Here is an 18755-nt window from a genome sequence, read left to right as displayed (position 1 = left end):
GCGAAGCTCGGCCGCTGGGTCGACCGCCCGCGGATCCCGCTCATCTGGCGACTGACCGCGTCGAAGGGGCAGCCGAGGTTCTGGCCGACCGTGCTCAAGCCGGCCCTGAAGCACCCGATCGCCACGCTGCTCGTAGCCGTCACGGCCCTGCTCGCGGTCGCGTCGCCGGCGCTCGGCATGACGCTGAAGTTCCCTGGTACCGAGGACCTGCCGCGGACGACCTCGGTGATGAAGGCGTACGACCGGTTGACCGCCGCGTTCCCGAGTACGGGCACGAGCCACGAGGTCGCCGTACGGGCGCCTGCGAACGAGCAGCCCGCGGTACGTGCCGCGCTGGCGGAGCTTCAGGAGAGGACCAAGGGCGACAAGCTGTTCGCGTCCGACGGGCTGGAGAAGCCGCGTTTCTCGAAGGACGGTACGGTCGCGACGCTCGAGGTCGCCACGCCGTACTCGGGCGGCAGCAAACAGGCCCGCGACTCACTCGCCAAGCTCCGCAAGGACCTGATGCCGGAGACGGTCGGGAAGGTGCCCGGGGTCGAGTACGCGGTCGGCGGGTTCGTGGCCGCGGACGTCGACTACGCCGCGCACACCCGGGACAAGCTTCCGCTGGTGATCGGATTCGTGCTGCTCCTGACGATGATCGTGATGATGGCGACGTTCCGATCGGTGGTCGTCGCGGTCACCGCGATCGTGCTCAACCTGCTCAGCGCCGGGGCGGCGTACGGCGTCGTCACCGCCGTCTTCCAGCACACCTGGGCCGAGGGCCTCCTGCACTTCCGCTCGAACGGCTCGGTGGTCAGCTGGCTACCGCTGTTCCTCTTCGTCGTCCTGTTCGGCCTGTCGATGGACTACCACGTCTTCGTGGTCAGCCGGATCCGCGAAGCTGTCCTGCGCGGCGTCCCGACCCGCCAAGCCGTTGCCGAAGGCATCACCGGTTCGGCCGGCGTCGTCACCAGCGCGGCCGCCGTCATGATCGGCGTCTTCGCGGTCTTCGCCACCCTGAGCACCCTGGACATGAAGCAACTGGGCGTAGGCCTGGCCGTCGCCATCCTCATCGACGCGACCATCATCCGCGCGGTCGTCCTCCCGAGCATCATGACGCTCCTCGGCGAAGCCAACTGGTGGGCTCCCAAGTGGCTCCGCCCTCGCTCCGCCAAGCACGCGGTGGAAAGCCCTTCGGAACAAGACCGCGAACTGACCCCGGTCGGCTGACGACTGCTCCCATGGCCGACGAGAATGTCGGCCATGGGAAGCCGGGCTGAGGTTCTGGGGGAGCTGGCCGCCGAGGTACTGCGCGTCGAGCGGGAGCACCCGGTCCGGGTGGCGGTCGACGGGTGCTCGGCGGCCGGGAAGACAACCCTCGCGGACGAGCTGGCCGACGTACTGCGGCGCCGTACCGATCGCGAAATCATCCGCGCCGGCCTCGACTACTTCAAACGAGCACCCGAGCTCCGTACGACGTACCCGCTCGACTCGCCGGAGAGCTACTACTACGAGGTCTACGACAACGAGGCGATCCGCACGCGCCTACTCGAGCCCCTCGGCCCGGACGGCGACCGCCGCTACACGACCGCGATCCGCCAGCCCAACGCCGCCGGCGCGCTTGACGCACCCGTCCGAACCGCCGCACCACAAGCGATCCTGATCGCCGATGGTTGCTTCCTGCAACGACCCGAACTGGACGACTGCTGGGACCTCCGCATCTACGTCCACATCTCCTTCGAAACCGTCCTCCGTCGAGGCACCGAACGCGACGCCGCCTGGATGGACTCCCGAGAAGCTGCCGCCCACCGCTACCGCACCCGCTACATCCCCGGCGAACGCCTGTACATCGACCAGATCAATCCGGCTGACCGCGCCCAGCTCCTGGTGAACAACGAGAACCCAGCCGCGCCGATCCTCCACCGCAGGCAACCCACCCCGTAGGCGAGTCCATCGAGGCGGCTCGGATCAGGTGGATGCTTGGCGAGCTCGGTGGGTGGCGGCTTTTACTCGGGATTGGCATTGGGGGGAGTGGAAGCGGCGTTGGCCGTTCTTGGAGACGTCTACGAAGACACGGTCGCAGTGGGGGGCGGCGCAGACGCCTAGGCGGCCGGCCAGATCGCTGCCTACTGCCAGGGCGAGGCCTGCGGCGCAGCCGGCGGCCCAGCCGTTGGCGAGTTGTTCGTCGGGGCCGTGGAAGTGGAGGCTCCACGGGCGGTCACGGCCGCGGTCGAGTTGGGGGCGGGCGTTGGTGTCCAGGAGCAGCGCGTTGATCTCGGTCGCGGCGGCGTCGAGGTCGCCGGAGCTGGTGGCTTCGAAGACGAGCCGCATCCGGCCCGCGAGGTGGACCAGTCGACGCGAGTCGTCCACCGGCGGCCGGGAGCTCGGCGGGTGGCCGATGGCGGCCAAGGCGTCGGCTACGGCGGAGGTGACCGAGTCCGGGTCGTCGGCCGGTGCGGAGTACGGCGTACCGCCTGAGTAGCCGGAGGTCAGCCGGTTCACATACTCGACCGCCGCGGCCAGCACACTGCGGGCATGACTATCAAAAGAGACTTGACCAGTCACGCGATACCTCCGTAGGCTCGAGTTTGCGTGACCGATCATAGCCACTTAGATAGTCATGGGGGTTCGGTGTGAGCGTCGTTGCCGCAACGAGAGGCCTGTCGCGGGCGGTGTGGATCCTGATCATCGCGCGGGCGGTGAACAAGATCGGGGCGTTCACCCTGCCGTTCCTCGGGGTAGTGCTGGCGGTCGAGTTCAAGGCGTCGTTGAGCGAGGTCGGGGTGATTCTCGCGGTGTTCGGCGCAGCGACGATCCCGTCGCGGTTGCTGGGCGGGCAGCTGGCGGACCGGCTCGGGCGGCGGCGGACGATCGTACTCGGGCTGGCCGGGTGCGCGGTCGCGCAGTTGTGGATCGCGTTGAGCCACGCGCTGTGGTCCGCGGTACTGGCGACGGTGCTGCTCGGACTCGCCTTCGAAATCTACGAACCACCGAGCCAGGCGATGATCGCCGACGTCACCGAACCAGAGGACCGCCCTGCTGCCTACGGCCTCTACAGCGCCGCCCTGGCTGCTGCTGGTGTACTCGCCGGCCTGCTAGCCGCCGCAATCAGCCACTGGGACCTCCGCTGGCTCTTCGTCGCCGACGCCATAACCTGCCTCTCCTGCGCCACCATGGTCCGCCTTGCCTTGCCCGCCGACGCAGGCGAGGACAGGCAGAGCACTCGTAACACCAGTGGGGGTGTCTTGCCGTGGCGGGACGGGCGGCTGTTGCTGCTGCTGGTGAGTGGCACGGTCTTCGCCACGATCTACATGCAACTGGTGATCGGGCTGCCGCTGACGTTGCTCGAGCAAGGGTTGCCGAAATCGGGCACCGGCAGCATCCTCGCCGTGTCCGCGGTGACGCTGATCGCGGCGCAGCGCCTGCTCAAGCTGAAAAACCTCGATGACTTCCGGTCGATCGCGATCGGGTACGTACTGCTGGCCGCCGGGCTGCTGGTCAGCGCGCTCGCCCACACGGTGCTGGTCTTCGTGCTCGCCGCAGTCCTGTGGAGCCTGGGTGACCTCTTCCTGCTGACCCGGTACCTCACCCAGGCGTCCGGCCTGGCCCCCGAGAGCGCGCGCGGCCGGTACCTGGCGATCTTCGGCCTGAGCTGGGGCATCGCGACCACGATCGCCCCGCTCACGGTGACCCAACTACTCAAGACGTCCGGCCCGACAGGACTCTGGCTCACGAGCGCCGTCGTCGCCGCCGTGCTCGCAGTACTGCAGCCGTGGTTCAGGAAGCGACTAGCCTGACCGTCAATCCCTTGGCCACCGGGGTATTACTGCCCTTCGCGAGGTCATCGGCCGACATCAGCACGTTGGTCTCGGGATAGTACGCCGCCACGCAGCCGCGAGCCGTCGGGTACGAGACGAGCCGGAAGTGCGAGGCCCGCCGTTCGACACCCTGGAACTCGCTCACGATGTCGACGTACTGGCCATCCTTCAAGCCCAGCTCCGCCAAGTCGTCCGGATGGACGAAGACCACCTCGCGTGTCCCGTGCACCCCGCGATACCGGTCCTCGAGCCCGTAGATCGTGGTGTTGAACTGATCGTGACTGCGCAACGTCTGCAGCAGCAGCCGGCCGGGTGCCGTCGGCAACCAGGTCAGGTCGTTCGCGGTGAACTGTGCCCGCGCGTCCGACGTCTTGAACTCGCGCTTGTCCCGCGCCGCGTGCGCCAGCAGGAACCCGCCGTCCCCGTCCCGCAGCCGGTCCTCGTAGTTCTCGTACCCGTCCGCGACCCGCCCGATCCGCTGCCGGATCAGGCTGTAGTCGTCCGCGAAGTCCGCCCACGGAATCTGCCCGACGTCCGGTACGACGGCCTGCGCCAGCCCGCAGACGATCCCGATCTCCGACTTCAGCTCCGGCGCCGGCGGGATCAGGTTCCCCTTGGACAGGTGTACGGCGCCCTGCGAGTCCTCGACCGACACCGACTGCGGGCCCGCGGCCGTGTGGTCGTGGTCCGTCCGCCCGAGGGTCGGCAGGATCAGCGCCTCGCGACCGACGACGGTGTGCGACCGGTTGAGCTTCGTCGACACGTGAACGGTGAGGTCGCACGCGCGCAGCCCGCGGTGCACGACCTCGGTGTCGGGCGTCGCGGACGCGAAGTTGCCGCCCATGCCGAAGAAGACCCGGACGTCGCTGTCCCGCAGCCGCTTCACCGTCGCGGCCGCGTCGATTCCGTGCTCGCGCGGCGAGGTGAACGAGAACTCGTGGTCGAGCTTGTCCAGGAAGGCGTCGGGCATCTTCTCCCAGATCCCCATGCTGCGGTCACCCTGCACGTTCGAGTGCCCGCGCACCGGGCAGGGGCCGGCGCCCGGCTTGCCGATGTTGCCCTGCAGGAGCAGCACGTTGACGATCTCGCTGATCGTCGCGACCGCGTCCCGGTGCTGGGTCAGGCCCATCGCCCAGCACACCACGGTTGCCTTCGACTTGATGAAGCGCTGCGCGAGCTCCTCGATCTCGGCGCGCCGCAGCCCGGTGGCCTGCTCGACCGCGGGCCAGTCCAGCTCGGTGGTGTGCTTGGCGTACAGCTCGAAGCCGCTGGTGTACGAGTCGATGAACGACTTGTCCAGCACGGTCCCCGGGTGCGCCGCCTCGGCCTGCAGCAGGAGGTGGCCGAGGGCAAGGAACAACGCCTGGTCACCGCCGATCCGGATGGCCAGGTGCTGGTCGCTGAGCGGCGTACCCTTGCCGACCAGGCCGCGCGGCTTCTGCGGGTTCATGAAGGTCATCAGGCCCGCTTCGGGGAGCGGGTTCACCGAGACGATCGAGGCGCCGTTGCGCTTGGCGACCTCGAGGTGGGTGAGCATCCGCGGCGCGTTGGTGCCCGGGTTCTGCCCGACGATCACGATCAGCTCGGACTCCTCGAGCATCTCCAGCGTGACCGCGCCCTTGCCGCTGCCGATCACCTTCGACAACGCCGTACCGGAGGACTCGTGGCACATGTTCGAGCAGTCGGGCAGGTTGTTGGTCCCGTACGCGCGGACGAACAGCTGGTACAGGAACGCGGCCTCGTTGCTGGTCCGCCCGGAGGTGTAGAAGACGGCGTCGTTGGGGTCCACGAGCGCCTTGAGGTGCCGCGCGACGACCTGGAACGCCTCGTCCCAGCCGACCGGCTCGTAGTGGGTGGCGCCGGCCCGGAGCAGCATCGGCTCGGTGATCCGGCCGAGCTTGCCGAGGTCGAACTCGGAGATCCGGTCCATCGCGGCCACGGAGTTCTCCGCGAAGAAGGCCCGCGGCACCCGCTTGCGCGTCGCCTCCCAGGCCACCGCCTTGGCGCCGTTCTCGCAGAACTCCGCCGTGTGCTTGTGCTCCGGATCCGGCCACGCACAGGACGGGCAGTCGAACCCGCGGTCCTGGTTCATCTTCAGGAAGGTCCGCGTGCTGCGGACCGCGCCCATCTCGCGGAGACCGAACTTGAAGGACGACAGGATGGCGGGGACGCCCACGGCCTTCTGCTTCGGCTGTTCGATATCGACCATGTTTCAACAATAGGCCTGCCTATCGTGGCGCGCTGCGGTGATAGCCGTACTTGTGGATAAATGTCCGGGCGTCCCACCGCGAAGGCGCGCGATATGTGCTCCGATCCCATGGCTGCGGCGGTGAAGGATTCCTACAGTCGTCCGCCATGGAGACCCGTCGAGCCCTTGTCACCGGTGCAGCGTCCGGTATCGGTGCAGCCTGCGCCCAGCGCCTGGCAGCGGACGGTGTCCATGTTGTGGCCGTCGACCTCGACCAGCCCGGTCTTGACGCACTGGAGGGGGTCGAGACGGTAAGAGCCGACCTGTCGGACCTGGAGCGGCTGCAGGAGCTGCCGGTGGACGTAGACATCCTGGTGAACAACGCAGGCGTCCAGCAGATCGCACCGGTCGAGCAGTTCCCGCCGGAGCGGTTCAGCTACCTCATCCGGCTGATGCTGGAGGCTCCGTTCCGGCTGATCCGGCAGACGCTGCCACACATGTACGGCGCCGGCTGGGGCCGCGTGGTGAACATCAGCTCGGTCCACGGGCTCCGGGCCAGCCCTTTCAAGGCGGCGTACGTCGCCGCGAAGCACGGGCTCGAGGGACTCAGCAAGGTGGTCGCACTGGAAGGTGCAGCGCACGGTGTGACCAGCAACTGCGTGAACCCGGCGTATGTCCGTACGCCGCTCGTGACCGCGCAGTTGGCGGACCAGGCCGCTACACACGGCGTGTCCGAGGCAGAAGTGCTGGACAAGGTCCTGCTCGAACCGGTCGCCGTGAAGCGGCTGATCGAACCGGCCGAAGTGGCGGAGCTGGTGGCCGTGCTGTGCGGCCCCGCGTCCGCCTCGATCACGGGGAGCTCGTTCGTACTCGACGGCGGCTGGACCGCCCACTAATCACAGGAGCCCGCCCATGACAGCTACGCAACCAGTCCAGACACGTACGTCGATCGTCCGGGTGGTCGGCGCGAGCCTCGTCGGTACTACGGTCGAGTGGTACGACTTCTTCCTGTACGGCGTCGCCGCATCGGTGGTGTTCGGCGACCTGTTCTTCCCCAAGGGCGAGCAGCTCACGGGGACCCTACTGAGCTTCGCCACGTTCGCGGTGGGCTTCCTCGCTCGTCCGATCGGCGGTGTGGTGTTCGGGCACTTCGGTGACCGGCTGGGCCGCAAACAGCTGCTGGTGCTGTCGCTGCTGATGATGGGGCTCGCTACGTTCGCCATCGGGTTGCTCCCGACGTACGCGCAGGTCGGTGCGCTCGCCCCGATCCTGCTGACCGTACTGCGGCTCATCCAGGGGTTCGCACTGGGCGGTGAGTGGGGTGGGGCCGTTCTTATCGTGTCGGAGCATGGTGATCCGGCACGGCGTGGTTTCTGGGCATCCTGGCCGCAGGCAGGTGCTCCAGCGGGACAGCTGATCGCTAACGGCGTACTGGCCGGCCTGGCCGCGTTCCAGTCGGACGCTGCGTTCAACGCGTGGGGCTGGCGCATTCCGTTCCTGCTGTCCGCAGTACTGGTGCTGGTAGGGCTCTGGGTACGGCTGCGGATCGAGGAGTCGCCTGTGTTCAAGGAAGCGCAGTCGAAGCAGGAGCCGGCGGACAAGCTCCCGCTGCTCGAGGTGCTCACGCAGTACCCCCGTGAGGTGCTGACGGCGATGGGCGCGCGGATGGCGGAGAACGTCAGCTACTACATCTTCACGATCGTGATCGCGACGTACGCGAAGGAACACCTCGGGATGGGGAAGTCGTTCGCCTTGAACGCGGTACTGATCGGTGCGGCCGTGCACTTCTTCGCGATCCCGCTGTGGGGTGCGTTGTCGGACCGGATCGGTCGCCGGCCCGTGTACCTGATCGGTGCGATCGGCGTGGGGGTGTGGGGCTTCCTGTTCATCACGCTGGTGGACACCAAGAACTTCGCCCTGGCCGCTCTTGCCGTCACGGTCGGCCTGGTGCTGCACGGCGCGATGTACGGCCCGCAGGCATCGTTCTTCACCGAGCTCTTCGGGACACGGGTGCGGTACTCCGGTGTTTCGGTCGGGTACCAGCTCGCGTCGATCATCGCGGGCGGGCTGGCGCCGTTCATCGCGGTGGCCCTGCTCAAGGCGTACGACTCGGGCTACGCGATCGCGATCTACATCGCGGTCTGCGCGGTCATCTCGATCGTGGCGGTCACGTCGTACTCCGAAACGCATCGCCGGGACCTCACTACTCTGTAGGACCATGGAGGAGCTGCGGCGCCTACTGGCTGCCAGTAAGAAGCGTGAGGCGGAGCTGACCGCACTGGTCGACGTAGCGCAGGAGCTGGCGTCGGCACGGGACCCTGGCCGCGTACTGCACACCATCGTGCACCGTGCACGCACCCTCGTCGGTACGGACGTGGCGTACCTGACCCTGTACGACGAGACGCGCGGCGACACGTACATGCGGGCGACCGACGGTTCCGTGTCTGCCGCGTTCCAGCAGCTGCGGTTGCCCCTGGGCGCAGGGCTCGGTGGACTGGTTGCAGAAACGTACAAGCCGTACTGGACCGCGGACTACCCGTCGGACAGGCGCTTCCGGCACACCCTGCCGATCGACGACGCTGTCGGTGAGGAAGGGCTCGTAGCCATCTGCGGTACGCCGCTAGTGGTGGACGGCGCGTTCGTCGGCGTGCTGTTCGCGTCCAACCGGACACGGAGGCCGTTCAGCCGTGATGAGGTGTCACTGCTCGGTTCACTCGCAACGCTGGCCGCTGTGACGCTGGTACAGGTACGGGCCGCGGCCGAGACAGCTGCTGCGCTGGACCAACTGTCTGCTGCACATGCAGGCGTGGAGCACGCAGCCGCAGCACATGACCGCTTTGCGGAGATCGTGTTGTCCGGCGGGGACGTAGACGCCATCGCTGCAGCGTTGGCCGAGCTGCTGAACGTGTGGGTCGTACTGGTTGATGCCAGCGGCAACGAGCTGGCCAACGCGGGACAGGTCCCCGGTACGCCGGTGCCGTGGCAGGAGTCGTCGTCCGGTCGTTTGACGCGCAGCGGTGACTGCTGGGTCGTGGCAGCGACAGCCAAGGGCGAACGGCTCGGTGCGCTGGTCATTGGCGGCGCTGACGACCTGTCGGGTGCTGACCAGCGCATAGTGGAGCGTGCGGCCGTTGTTACCGCACTGGTGCTCCTGTTCCGACGACAGGCGGCTGAGCAATCTCAACGTGCGCAGGCGGATCTACTGGCCGACGTACTCAGCGGAAGCACCGACCCGCGCACCCTGACGGAACGGCTCCGCCTACTCGTCCCGAACCATCGAAACGACCGCCTGGTCGTCGCAGTGTGCCGCGGCGACCACTCCGGCGTACGCGCTCGACTGTCTGCACCGCTGGAGGACCGCCTGGTGCTGGCTGGTCCGTACGGCGGCGACCTGGTGCTCCTGTTCGCCCGTACCAAGGCCACGTCCGTCGCACGGGACCTGTCCGACCTGGCGAAGCGCACCGGCGTCACGATTGCGGTAACCGGACCTGCCTCGTGGGGAGAGCCCCTGGTCGAAGCACATCGCCAGGCCTCGCGTTTGGCCACCACGATGGTCCGTCTGGGACGCACCGCCGAGTCCGCAACACCTGACGACCTAGGCGTAGCAGGCCTGGTCGGCGCATCCGAGGTCGACGTACACGCCCACGTGCAGCACGTCCTTGGCGAGGTGCTCGCCTACGACACCGACCGCGGCACAGACCTCATAGGCACGCTCCAGGCGTACTTCGCCTCCGGCCAAAGCCCCACACGCGCAGGCACATCGCTACACATCCACCCGAACACCGTGCAGCAGCGGCTGGACCGAATCACCGCACTCCTCGGCGACGGCTGGCAGTCTCCGAAACGCGCACTGGACATACAGGTAGCACTCCGACTCCACTCAGCTCTCGGCTGACCCCGGTCGACCGTTCGGACGACACCCGTCGTCCGAACGACGAGCCCTGTCAGCCGTTCACCCGCTGTGACGAAACTCCCCGACACACCACTCTTTAGGCCAGGTCACCGCAGAACACGGTGACGCAGCGTGGCACGGGGGGCGACATGCCAGGACGCATCATCACGGTCTACGCAGCCAAGGGCGGCTGCGGCAAGACAACCGTTGCCACGAACCTAGCCGTCACCCTGTGCGCCCGTGGTACCCGTCGGGTCTGCCTGGTCGACCTTGACCTGCAGTTCGGCGACGTTGCGTGTGTACTCGGGCTGCGGACCGACCGCAGCCTCTGTGACGCAGTGCCGTGGGCGGACTCCCTCACGGTGGAGAACGTCGCCGTACTCATGACGCCGTTCCGCCCCGGGCTGGACTGCCTGCTGGCGCCGACCGGGCCGGGCGAGGCGAGTCTGATCACGAACGAGCTGATCGATGAGCTCCTGTACGTGCTGCGGCTGATCTACGACTACGTGGTGGTGGACACGCCTGCGCAGTTCAACACGACCGTGCTGAGCGCGTTGGACGCGGCGGACCACCAGGTGCTGGTCGCAACGCCGGAACGCCCGTCGCTGAAGAACCTGCGGATGACGCTGGACGTCCTGGACCTGCTGTACGGCGCGAATACCAGGTCGGTCGTGGTCAACCGATCCGACACTCACGCCGGGCTCACCAACGCCGACGTGGATCAGCTGGTTCGGAGCCCGGTCACGGTCCAGCTCCCGAACTGGACCGACGTACCCGCCTCGATCAACCGGGGCGAGCCCCTCACCGCGGGCTGCCCCGACCACCCCGTCAGCCAGGCGGTACGCCGGCTGGCCGATCTGCTGGCCGCGAGCGATGGGAGGTGCAGCCGCGATCCGCCCTCCGTCTAGCACCACCGAATGTCCGTCAAACCTTTGCAGAGAAAGCGAAACGCACATGCTCAACAGATTGCACGAAGCCCGGAGAAACCAGTCCGGCTTCACCCTGATCGAACTCCTGATGGTGATCGTCATCCTCGGCGTCCTCTCCGGCATCGTGGTCTTCGCCGTCCAGGGCATCCAGGACCGCGGCTACGCGTCCGCCTGCAAGTCGGATGTCAAGAGCGTCGAGGTGGCCGTCGAGGCGTACTACGCCAAGAACGGCACCTACCCGACGCTGCAGACCGATCTCACGGCAGGCACCAGCCAGTTCCTGCGCAGTTGGCCGAACAGCACGAAGTACGCGGTCACCCTCGGCGCTAACGGTGCGGTGACTGCAGCACCGAGCTGCGACACCCTCTAAGCCGCCTGGACTCCGGTGGGGAGGGGGGACCCCAAGCGCTCCTCCTCACCGGGCCATTACTACCTGGAGAGCATCATGATCAGTCTTGCTCGTGGCGGTCGGGTTGACCTGCTGCTCGAAGAGTTGTGGAACGCGGGTGGTACGGACCTGCTGCTGACGGCCGGTCTGCCGCCGCAGATCCGCGTGCACGGCAGTCTGTACTCCGTCGCCGGCGCGGACAGGCTGACCCGCGACGACACCGACAGCCTGCTGCACGAGGTACTCCAGCAGACCGACTGGACCACCAAGCACGAACACGACTTCGCGTTCTCCTGGCGTGACGAGGCCCGGATCCGCGGCAACGCGTTCACCCAGCGTGGCGACACGGCCGTGGCGCTCCGGATGATCCCGCGCCGGATACCGTCCATGGATGAGCTAGGTCTCCCACCGGTCCTCTACGACTTCGTACGCAAGCACCAGGGCCTGGTTCTCGTCACCGGCCCGACAGGGTCCGGTAAGTCGACCACCCTGGCCGCGATGATCGGCAAGATCAACACCGACCGTGCCTGCCACATCATCACGGTCGAGGACCCGATCGAGTACGTCCACGACCACCAGCTGTCCGCGGTCAACCAACGCGAGGTAGGCAGCGACACAGCGAGCTTCCCGGACGCACTGCGCTCGGCGCTGCGCGAGGACCCCGACGTACTCCTGGTAGGCGAGATGCGCGACCTGGACTCGATCCGGTTCGCGCTGACGATCGCCGAGACCGGCCACCTGGTTTTCGCGACCCTGCACACGAACGACACCGCGCAGTCGCTGGCACGCATCGTCGACGTGTTCCCGGCCGAGCAGCAGGCACAGGTACGCGTACAGCTGGCCGCCGCGCTCACAGGAGTCGTCTACCAACGGCTGATCCCGCGGATCGGTGGCGGCCTGGTCGCGGCGTACGAGGTGATGGTCGCGGATGCCGCCGTACGGAACCTGATCAAGGAAGGTAAGACGCATCAGCTGCGCAACTCGGTCGTCACCGGGCAGCGCGACGGCATGCAGACGCTCGAGCAGTCCCTCTCGACGCTGGTGCAGAACGGGATCGTCGCGTACGACGACGCGGCCGCGCGCAGCCTGTACCCGAAGGACATCGAGGCCCGTCCGCGGCTGCATGCGGGGGTGACGGCGTGAAGCTCCGCAAATCGGCCGAGCCCGAGCCACAGCACGCCGCAGCGCCGCCGCGGGCCGAGGTGCGCCCGGCTGCGACCGAGCAGGACCTGCACATCGAGCGTACGAGGGCCAGGCAGCTGGCGGAGCGGTACAACCTCGACCTGGTCGATTTAAGGACCGTCAGCCCGGATCCTGCCGCGGCAACGCTGCTCGACGAGCGAACGGCGCGCTACCTGGCCGCCGTACCGCTGGAGATCGACCAGGACGTCGTTACGGTCGCTGTCGCCGACCCGTCGATCCACGACGAGCTGCGCGCGGTCATAGGCCGTCGGCTGATCCTGAGGCTCGCGGCGCCCACGGATGTGCTGCACGCGATCGGTACGGCGTACCGTGCGCTGACCGGGATCGACGACCGCGTCAAGGTCTTCGAAGCTCGCGACGCCGTGCGCAGGGAAGTTCGTGAGGAAGTCAGCGGCGACGCACCGGTTGTCCAGGTCGTGCAACTGGTGATCACCCAGGCGCTGCGGGACCGCGCGTCGGACGTCCACATCGAGCCGCACGGCGACCGGGTGCGGGTGCGGTACCGGATCGACGGAGCGCTGCACGACGTACTCGAGCTGCCCGGGTCGATCGGCCCGGCGGTGGTCAGCCGGATCAAGATCCTCGCGGACCTGAACATCGTCGAGCGCCGCCGCCCGCAGGACGGCCAGATCAGCATGGACGTCGAGGACCGGCCGGTCGACATCCGGGTCTCGACGACCGCGGTGGTCGGCGGCGAGAAGGTCGTACTGCGACTGCTCGACAAGAGCCGGCCCTTGTTCCGGCTCGAACAGCTCGGGATGCCCGAGCAGCTGGCAGCGACGTACTCCGGCCTGCTGAGAGCGCCGTACGGCATGGTCATCTGCGCCGGGCCGACCGGGAGCGGCAAGACCACCACGCTGTACGGGTCGCTCGGCGAGATCAACAGCCCGGAGCGGAACATCATGACGATCGAGGACCCGGTGGAGTACACCTTCGACTCGATCAACCAGATCCAGATCAACGAGGCGGCCGGCATCACGTTCGCCGGCGGGCTCCGGTCGATCCTGCGGCAGGACCCGGACGTCATCCTGGTCGGCGAGGTCCGCGACGTCGAGACCGCCCGGATCGCCGTACAGTCCGCGCTGACCGGGCACTTGGTGCTGTCGTCACTGCACGCTACGGACGCGGCGACCGCGCTGCATCGTCTGCTGGACATGGGGATCGAGACGTTCCTGGTCGCGTCCTCGGTGACCGCCGTGGTCTCCCAGCGGCTGGTACGGCGTACTTGCCCGAACTGCCGCGAGTATTACCAGCCGAAGTCCGAAGAACTGGCGTTCCTGGCAGCCGCCGGTGGCGGAGCCCCGTCCGACGGCTTCGTCCGGGGTGCGGGCTGCAACTTCTGCGCGCACACCGGATTCCTGGAGCGGACCGGGGTGTACGAGCTGATGCCTGTCTCGGACACGCTCCGCGATCTGGTCGTGGACCGCGCCTCGCACGACGAGATCCGCAAGGCCGCGCGGTACGAGGGCATGCGCACCCTGACCGAGGAGGGCGTCCGGCTGGTCGGCCAGGGCGTGACCACGATCGGTGAGGTCATGCGATCCATCTACCTGGTCGGGAGCTGACCGATGACCAGATACGCGTACGTCGCGGTCGCTCCGGACGGTCAGGTCGCCAAGGGCACCACGAAGGCCGAGACCCGCGAGGACGCCGAGCTGGCGCTGTACGACCGCGAGCTGCGCGACATCCGGGTCACCGAGAAGCGCAGCGTCCTGCAGTTGGAGATCACGCCACGCCGGGTGAAGCGTGAGGAGGTCATGCACCTGTCCAGGCAGCTCGGTGCCTTCATCCGGGCCGGCATGCCGCTGATCGACGCCGTGCACTCGCTGGGCGAGGAGTCCGACAACGCGTCGGTACGGCGGATGATGGCCGAGGTCGAGTACGGGCTGCGCGGCGGGGAGAAGCTCTCGGACTGCTTCGACCGGCACCCGAAGATCTTTCCCGAGTTCTACCGCGGGATCCTCCGGTCGGCCGAGCTGAGTGGCCAGCTGGACACGGTCCTCGGGCAGCTGGCCAAGTACCTGGAGCGCGACCTGGAGGCGCGACGCAAGGTCAAGCAGGCCATGATCTACCCGTCGATCGTGGCGATGATGTCGCTGGTCACGGTGGTCGTGCTGTCCGCGTTCGTGCTGCCACGGTTCAAGGAGTTCTTCGCCGGCCTGCATGCGACGCTGCCGCTGCCGACCCGCATGCTGCTCGCGGTGACGGACTTCTTCGCCGCCTGGTGGTGGGCACTGGGCGGGCTTGCCGCGGTAGTCGGCCTGGTCGTCTTCGGAACCGTGCAGACCCAGGGCGGTCGCTATCTGCGCGACAGGCTGTTCCTGGCACTGCCTGTGCTCGGCGGGACCATCCGGTTCGCACTGGTGGAACGTTTCTGCCGCATCCTCGCGTCCATGGTCGGTGCTGGGGTGCAACTCCCGGAGGCTTTGCGCGTCGCCACCGGCTCACTGCCGAACCTGGTGTTCCGCCGTTCCCTGGGCGCGGCAGGCGAAGCCCTGCTGGAGGGAGAGGGTCTCGCCCGCCCACTTGCCGCGACGAAGCTCTTCCCGAAGACAGCGGCGCAGATGATGCGTGTCGGCGAGGAGACCGGGACGCTCGACACCCAGCTCGAGGTCACGGCGCAGTACTACGAGGGCGAACTCGACTACAAGCTGAAGAAGCTCATCGGCCTCTTCGAACCACTGGTCATCGTTGTCATGGGCATCATCGTCGGCTTCGTCGCGGTCGCCCTGGTGTCCGCGATGTACGGCATCTTCCGCCAGGTCCAGACATGAGGAACGAGCGCGGCGAGTCGCTGCTCGAGGTCCTGATCGCGGTCGCGATCATGGGTATCGCCGTGGTCGCGATCATGGCCGGCCTGGTCACGAGCGTGCTGATCTCCGACGTCCATCGCAAGCAGGCCACCGCCGGTACCGCGGTCCGCGACTACGCCGAGGCGGTCCAGACGGCGGTTACCGGGGGCAACTACGTGGCCTGCGGTACGGCGTCGGCGTACCAGTCGGCTGCCGCCTTCACCGCGCCGACCGGGTACACGGCGACCGTGGTGTCCGGCTCGATGCGTTACTGGACGGGCACTGCCTGGCAGGCGGCCTGCTCTGTGGACACCGGCCTGCAGCGACTGACAGTCCAGGTCGCCAGCAACGACGGACGCGCGACGGAGCGAGTGGACGTCGTACTGCGGAAGCCCTGTGGATTGGACACCTCGTGCTGACCCGTCGTACCCGCACCGACGCAGGCTTCACACTGGTCGAATTACTCGTCGCGGTCGCGATCCTCGCCGTCATCACGGTGCCGTTGGCGAACGTGGTGATCGGAGCGTTCCACAACACCACCGACACGTCCGATCGGCTGGAGCTGTCGCACGACGCACAGATCAGCTCGTCGTACTTCGCTCGCGACGTCGCCGGGGTCGGTCTCCGGGACTGGGCGGCGGTCAACGCGAACGCCGTACCGTTCAAGCAGTCCGTCCAGCTCAACGCGTCGTACGACGCGGGCGGCTACACCTGTGGATCGTCGACGACCTCAACAGCGGTCCTGCGGTTGCTCTCGGACGCCTGGCAGGGCGTACCGCAGGCCGATCCGACCACTGACGTCGTCGCCTACTACTTGCTGCCGGCGGGCGCGGTCAGCGAGTTGCACCGGATCAAGTGCATCGGGCCTGCGACCACACCGGCGTCTGACGTCGTACTAGCGCACAACGTGAAGCCGGGGAGTCTCACCGTGACCTGTTCGAGTACCTGCGAGTCCACCGCTGTACCGGCCACGATCTCGCTGACGTTCCAGGTCACGAAGGGATCGGCCGGCGACTATCCGATCACCCTCAACGGCCAGCGGAGGCAGCAATGAGGAACGGCAATGCTCGCGGTGAGGAAGGGGCAGCGCTCATCCTGGCGCTGATAGTGATCACGGTGGTCGCCTTGAGCCTGGCCGCGCTGCTGACGCTCACTGACACCAGTGTCCGCGCCACAGTCGGCCTGCGGGACCAGGTGTCCGGCACCTACACGGCTGACGGCGCCATGCAGGCCGCGATCAACAACCTCCGCAACAGCAACTACAACGACAACGCGGGCCAGTCCTGCTTCGGTGGGAGCAACACCCTGTCGCTCAACAACTTCTACGGGAGCAACTCAGCCGCGATAACCTGCCAGGCCGACCCGAAGCAAGTCCGGATCCAGTGCCAGGCGCTGGGCCAATGCAACCGACCGAGCAACGCGATCCTGACCCTCGGCAGCATTCCTGGTGAGGACGGCCTGAACATCCAGCAACCGACCGGATCGACCTTCCGTGTCCATGGCAACGTGTTCTCGAACTCGAACATCGACGTCGTGAACGGCGCGCTGAACACGAGTGCCAACGTCTGGGCTCGCAGCGGTTGCTCCGGAACGATCCGAGCGACGCCGGCGGCGGCCTGCAACGTCGGCTCGGCCGCCAACCCGCTGTGGAACGATCCCGGGTATGTGCCGGCAGCAACGATCGCGGATCTGCCGCACCGCTCGTTGCCGGCGTGTACCACCCCGAACTCGGTCATCAGGTTCCAGCCCGGCTACTACGACGACGCCAAGGGCCTGTCCGACATGATGAGCAGTAGCAGCTCCTGCAAGGGCAGCACCTGGTGGTTCCCACCGGTGTACGACGGGAGCGGACGGCCCGTGTCGACCGGCGTGTACTACTTCGACTTCCACAACAGCGGCAGCAATCCGAACCCGATGCTGAACTCGTCCGGAGGAGACGTTTGGACGGTCGACAACGGCTATCTCGTTGCCGGCACGCCGGTGAACTCGGCGGGTGCCGCCATCTCGGCACCGCCGGTGCACCCGACGATCCCAGGGGCCTGCGACAACCCGATCAACACCGGCAACGCGATCGGCGTGCAGTTCATCTTCGGTGGCGACAGCCAACTGGCGGTCAAGTCCGCGCAGGCCGAGCTCTGCGGGACCTACAACGCGGGCAGTCCGCCGGTCGCGTTGTACGGGCTGACATCGGGCTCCGAGACTCCGACTGCATGGACTGGTACCAACGCGCTCAAGGTTACGAGCGTTCCACGCGCGGGTGGTTTCGGTACGACTGCGACGGTGGCCAGTCTGGCCGGCATCGACGGGACCGCCGCGTCCTGGAGCAGCGGTAGCAGGAATGACACGACGCGTTTGACCGTCGCCGGGTTCGCCCCGGGCAGCGCCGTACCAGAGGGTTCTGTTCTGCAGTCCGCCGTGCTGAAGATCGTCCACCGGCACAGCGATCCGGCGTCGTCGGAGAAGTACGACGTGACGGTGAAGGTCGCGCCCTCCAACCTCACGGTGAGTGGCTCGGTGACCGTTCCGACCAACAGCGCGACGTTCCGGACGGACTCGATACCGCTCGACACGAGCCGGACCGGAGCGATCGCGGATGCCATCTACAAGGGGACATTCAGCGGGGCGACGGTCGACGTGAACCCGACGCTCACCAACCCCAACAGGAACGATGTCGAGGACATCGACGCGGTTCAGCTCGAGCTGACCTTCACGCCGCCGGGCTTTCGGGCCGCCTCGGGCTGCGTCACGAGCGGACCGTACACCGGGACCGGTGGCTCGAACTGTGCGCTTGTCTCCACTCCGAACAATTCCGGCAACCAGTTCTACGTTCAAGGTACGACGTACGCGCCGAAGGCAGCTCTGGACATCACGCTCAACAACGCCGCCGAACAGGTGTTCCGGTTCGGGGTCGTCGCGAGATCCCTGTGGATCAAGGAGACCGGCAGTTTTTCTTTCGGCGGTGTCGTGATCGAGGTGCCCGATGACTCGCCGGGGTTCGTGTTCAGTCTCTACCTGTCGGCGTACATCTGCTCGGGCGCCGGGCCATGCTCGACTGACGGTTCACCTGTCTTGCGATCCAAGGTCGCCTTGGTGGACAGCAACCCGGCGGCGCCCAGTCCGGGTCATCGGCAGGTGACTGTGCTCAGTTGGTCGAGGCCGGGATGATCGCGGTAGTTGCCGGCGTCCTGGGGCTGGCTGTTGGTTCGTTCCTGAACGTGGTGGTGTATCGGGTGCCGCGTGGAGAGTCTGTGGTCAGCCCGCCGTCGCACTGCCCGCGATGCTCACAGCCGGTGCGTAACCGGCACAACGTACCCGTGGCTGGATGGGTGATGCTGCGCGGGCGGTGTGCGGACTGCCGACTGCCGATCAACGTGCGGTACCCGCTGGTGGAGCTGGCGACCGGCCTGCTGTTCGCGGCGGTCGCGGTGCGGCTCGGGTCGGTTGCCGCGCTCCCGGCGTACCTGTGGTTCGTTGGTGCCGGGGTGGCCCTCGCCTTGATCGATCTCGACGTACGGCGGTTGCCCAACGCCATCGTGCTTCCGTCGTACCCGGTACTCGCTGTG

The 18755-nt window shown here is 67.3% G+C and carries 17 protein-coding genes; 15 read left to right on the top strand and 2 right to left on the bottom strand.

The features are described from left to right. Both VFF46_RS18650 and VFF46_RS18645 read left to right on the top strand, forming a co-directional pair. Nucleotides 1–1212 (top strand): MMPL family transporter (locus tag VFF46_RS18650; RefSeq protein WP_325038417.1); only part of this gene is annotated, 1212 nt, incomplete at its 5' end. A 33-nt stretch (nucleotides 1213–1245) separates the two neighbouring features. Beyond that, entirely contained in the window at nucleotides 1246–1926 is a 681-nt protein-coding gene (locus VFF46_RS18645; protein ID WP_325038416.1) for a uridine kinase, read from the top strand. A 24-nt stretch (nucleotides 1927–1950) separates the two neighbouring features. On the opposite strand, the gene VFF46_RS18640 is transcribed toward VFF46_RS18645, so the two are convergent. Continuing rightward, entirely contained in the window at nucleotides 1951–2547 is a 597-nt protein-coding gene (locus VFF46_RS18640) for a CGNR zinc finger domain-containing protein (RefSeq protein ID WP_325038415.1), read from the bottom strand. 68 nt (nucleotides 2548–2615) lie between these two features. On the opposite strand from VFF46_RS18640, the gene VFF46_RS18635 reads away from it, so the two are divergent. Continuing rightward, nucleotides 2616–3779 carry an MFS transporter gene (locus VFF46_RS18635; protein WP_325038414.1) on the top strand — a complete coding sequence of 388 codons (1164 nt, stop codon included), beginning with the start codon at nucleotides 2616–2618 and terminating at the stop codon, nucleotides 3777–3779. On the opposite strand, the gene VFF46_RS18630 is transcribed toward VFF46_RS18635, so the two are convergent. Next, nucleotides 3760–6009 (bottom strand): FdhF/YdeP family oxidoreductase, encoded by a 2250-nt coding sequence (locus VFF46_RS18630; protein WP_325038413.1) that lies wholly within the window; start codon nucleotides 6007–6009, stop codon nucleotides 3760–3762. The two genes, VFF46_RS18635 and VFF46_RS18630, sit on opposite strands and share 20 nt — an antisense overlap. 146 nt (nucleotides 6010–6155) lie before the next feature. On the opposite strand from VFF46_RS18630, the gene VFF46_RS18625 reads away from it, so the two are divergent. The 12 genes from VFF46_RS18625 to VFF46_RS18570 form a co-directional block, all read left to right on the top strand. Continuing rightward, a complete protein-coding gene (locus VFF46_RS18625) occupies nucleotides 6156–6884 on the top strand; it encodes a 3-hydroxybutyrate dehydrogenase (protein WP_325038412.1) in 729 nt (242 codons plus the stop codon). A 16-nt stretch (nucleotides 6885–6900) separates the two neighbouring features. Further along, nucleotides 6901–8202: an MFS transporter gene (locus VFF46_RS18620; RefSeq protein WP_325038411.1), complete on the top strand. Its 1302-nt coding sequence runs from the start codon at nucleotides 6901–6903 to the stop codon at nucleotides 8200–8202. Nucleotides 8203–8206: 4 nt separating this feature from the next. After that, complete coding sequence (locus VFF46_RS18615) at nucleotides 8207–9883, top strand: helix-turn-helix domain-containing protein (protein ID WP_325038410.1); 1677 nt, start codon at nucleotides 8207–8209, stop codon at nucleotides 9881–9883. Between the two features lie 146 nt (nucleotides 9884–10029). Then, nucleotides 10030–10788 (top strand): AAA family ATPase, encoded by a 759-nt coding sequence (locus VFF46_RS18610; RefSeq protein ID WP_325038409.1) that lies wholly within the window; start codon nucleotides 10030–10032, stop codon nucleotides 10786–10788. Between the two features lie 46 nt (nucleotides 10789–10834). Beyond that, a complete protein-coding gene (locus VFF46_RS18605) occupies nucleotides 10835–11179 on the top strand; it encodes a type II secretion system protein (protein ID WP_325038408.1) in 345 nt (114 codons plus the stop codon). Between the two features lie 75 nt (nucleotides 11180–11254). Beyond that, nucleotides 11255–12340, top strand: a complete 1086-nt coding sequence (locus tag VFF46_RS18600) for a type IV pilus twitching motility protein PilT (protein ID WP_325038407.1) — start codon at nucleotides 11255–11257, stop codon at nucleotides 12338–12340. Beyond that, nucleotides 12337–13965, top strand: coding sequence for a GspE/PulE family protein (locus VFF46_RS18595; protein ID WP_325038406.1), 1629 nt, complete (start codon nucleotides 12337–12339; stop codon nucleotides 13963–13965). The genes VFF46_RS18600 and VFF46_RS18595 overlap by 4 nt, the downstream gene beginning before the upstream one ends. A gap of 3 nt (nucleotides 13966–13968) precedes the next feature. Beyond that, nucleotides 13969–15174, top strand: coding sequence for a type II secretion system F family protein (locus VFF46_RS18590; RefSeq protein ID WP_325038405.1), 1206 nt, complete (start codon nucleotides 13969–13971; stop codon nucleotides 15172–15174). Continuing rightward, nucleotides 15171–15611: a type II secretion system protein gene (locus VFF46_RS18585; protein WP_325038404.1), complete on the top strand. Its 441-nt coding sequence runs from the start codon at nucleotides 15171–15173 to the stop codon at nucleotides 15609–15611. Before VFF46_RS18590 ends, VFF46_RS18585 begins: the two co-directional genes overlap by 4 nt. After that, nucleotides 15605–16246: a prepilin-type N-terminal cleavage/methylation domain-containing protein gene (locus VFF46_RS18580; protein WP_325038403.1), complete on the top strand. Its 642-nt coding sequence runs from the start codon at nucleotides 15605–15607 to the stop codon at nucleotides 16244–16246. The genes VFF46_RS18585 and VFF46_RS18580 overlap by 7 nt, the downstream gene beginning before the upstream one ends. After that, nucleotides 16243–18357 (top strand): hypothetical protein, encoded by a 2115-nt coding sequence (locus VFF46_RS18575; RefSeq protein WP_325038402.1) that lies wholly within the window; start codon nucleotides 16243–16245, stop codon nucleotides 18355–18357. The genes VFF46_RS18580 and VFF46_RS18575 overlap by 4 nt, the downstream gene beginning before the upstream one ends. Then, a partial coding sequence (locus VFF46_RS18570) for a prepilin peptidase (protein WP_325038401.1) occupies nucleotides 18354–18755 on the top strand: 402 nt, incomplete at its 3' end. The genes VFF46_RS18575 and VFF46_RS18570, both read left to right, overlap by 4 nt.

The sequence above is a fragment of the Kribbella sp. genome (assembly GCF_035655035.1).
Taxonomy (GTDB): Bacteria; Actinomycetota; Actinomycetes; order Propionibacteriales; family Kribbellaceae; genus Kribbella.
The sequence above is the reverse complement of the archived record's forward strand: the minus strand, read 5'-3'. Positions and strand labels throughout refer to the sequence as shown.

Bases quoted from the DNA above. Each gene is read 5' to 3' on its own strand.
- VFF46_RS18645 (WP_325038416.1), top strand. From the start codon at position 1,246: ATGGGAAGCCGGGCTGAGGTTCTGGGGGAGCTGGCCGCCGAGGTACTG.
- VFF46_RS18630 (WP_325038413.1), bottom strand. From the start codon at position 6,009: ATGGTCGATATCGAACAGCCGAAGCAGAAGGCCGTGGGCGTCCCCGCC.
- VFF46_RS18625 (WP_325038412.1), top strand. From the start codon at position 6,156: ATGGAGACCCGTCGAGCCCTTGTCACCGGTGCAGCGTCCGGTATCGGT.
- VFF46_RS18620 (WP_325038411.1), top strand. From the start codon at position 6,901: ATGACAGCTACGCAACCAGTCCAGACACGTACGTCGATCGTCCGGGTG.
- VFF46_RS18615 (WP_325038410.1), top strand. From the start codon at position 8,207: ATGGAGGAGCTGCGGCGCCTACTGGCTGCCAGTAAGAAGCGTGAGGCG.
- VFF46_RS18610 (WP_325038409.1), top strand. From the start codon at position 10,030: ATGCCAGGACGCATCATCACGGTCTACGCAGCCAAGGGCGGCTGCGGC.
- VFF46_RS18605 (WP_325038408.1), top strand. From the start codon at position 10,835: ATGCTCAACAGATTGCACGAAGCCCGGAGAAACCAGTCCGGCTTCACC.
- VFF46_RS18600 (WP_325038407.1), top strand. From the start codon at position 11,255: ATGATCAGTCTTGCTCGTGGCGGTCGGGTTGACCTGCTGCTCGAAGAG.
- VFF46_RS18590 (WP_325038405.1), top strand. From the start codon at position 13,969: ATGACCAGATACGCGTACGTCGCGGTCGCTCCGGACGGTCAGGTCGCC.
- VFF46_RS18585 (WP_325038404.1), top strand. From the start codon at position 15,171: ATGAGGAACGAGCGCGGCGAGTCGCTGCTCGAGGTCCTGATCGCGGTC.
- VFF46_RS18575 (WP_325038402.1), top strand. From the start codon at position 16,243: ATGAGGAACGGCAATGCTCGCGGTGAGGAAGGGGCAGCGCTCATCCTG.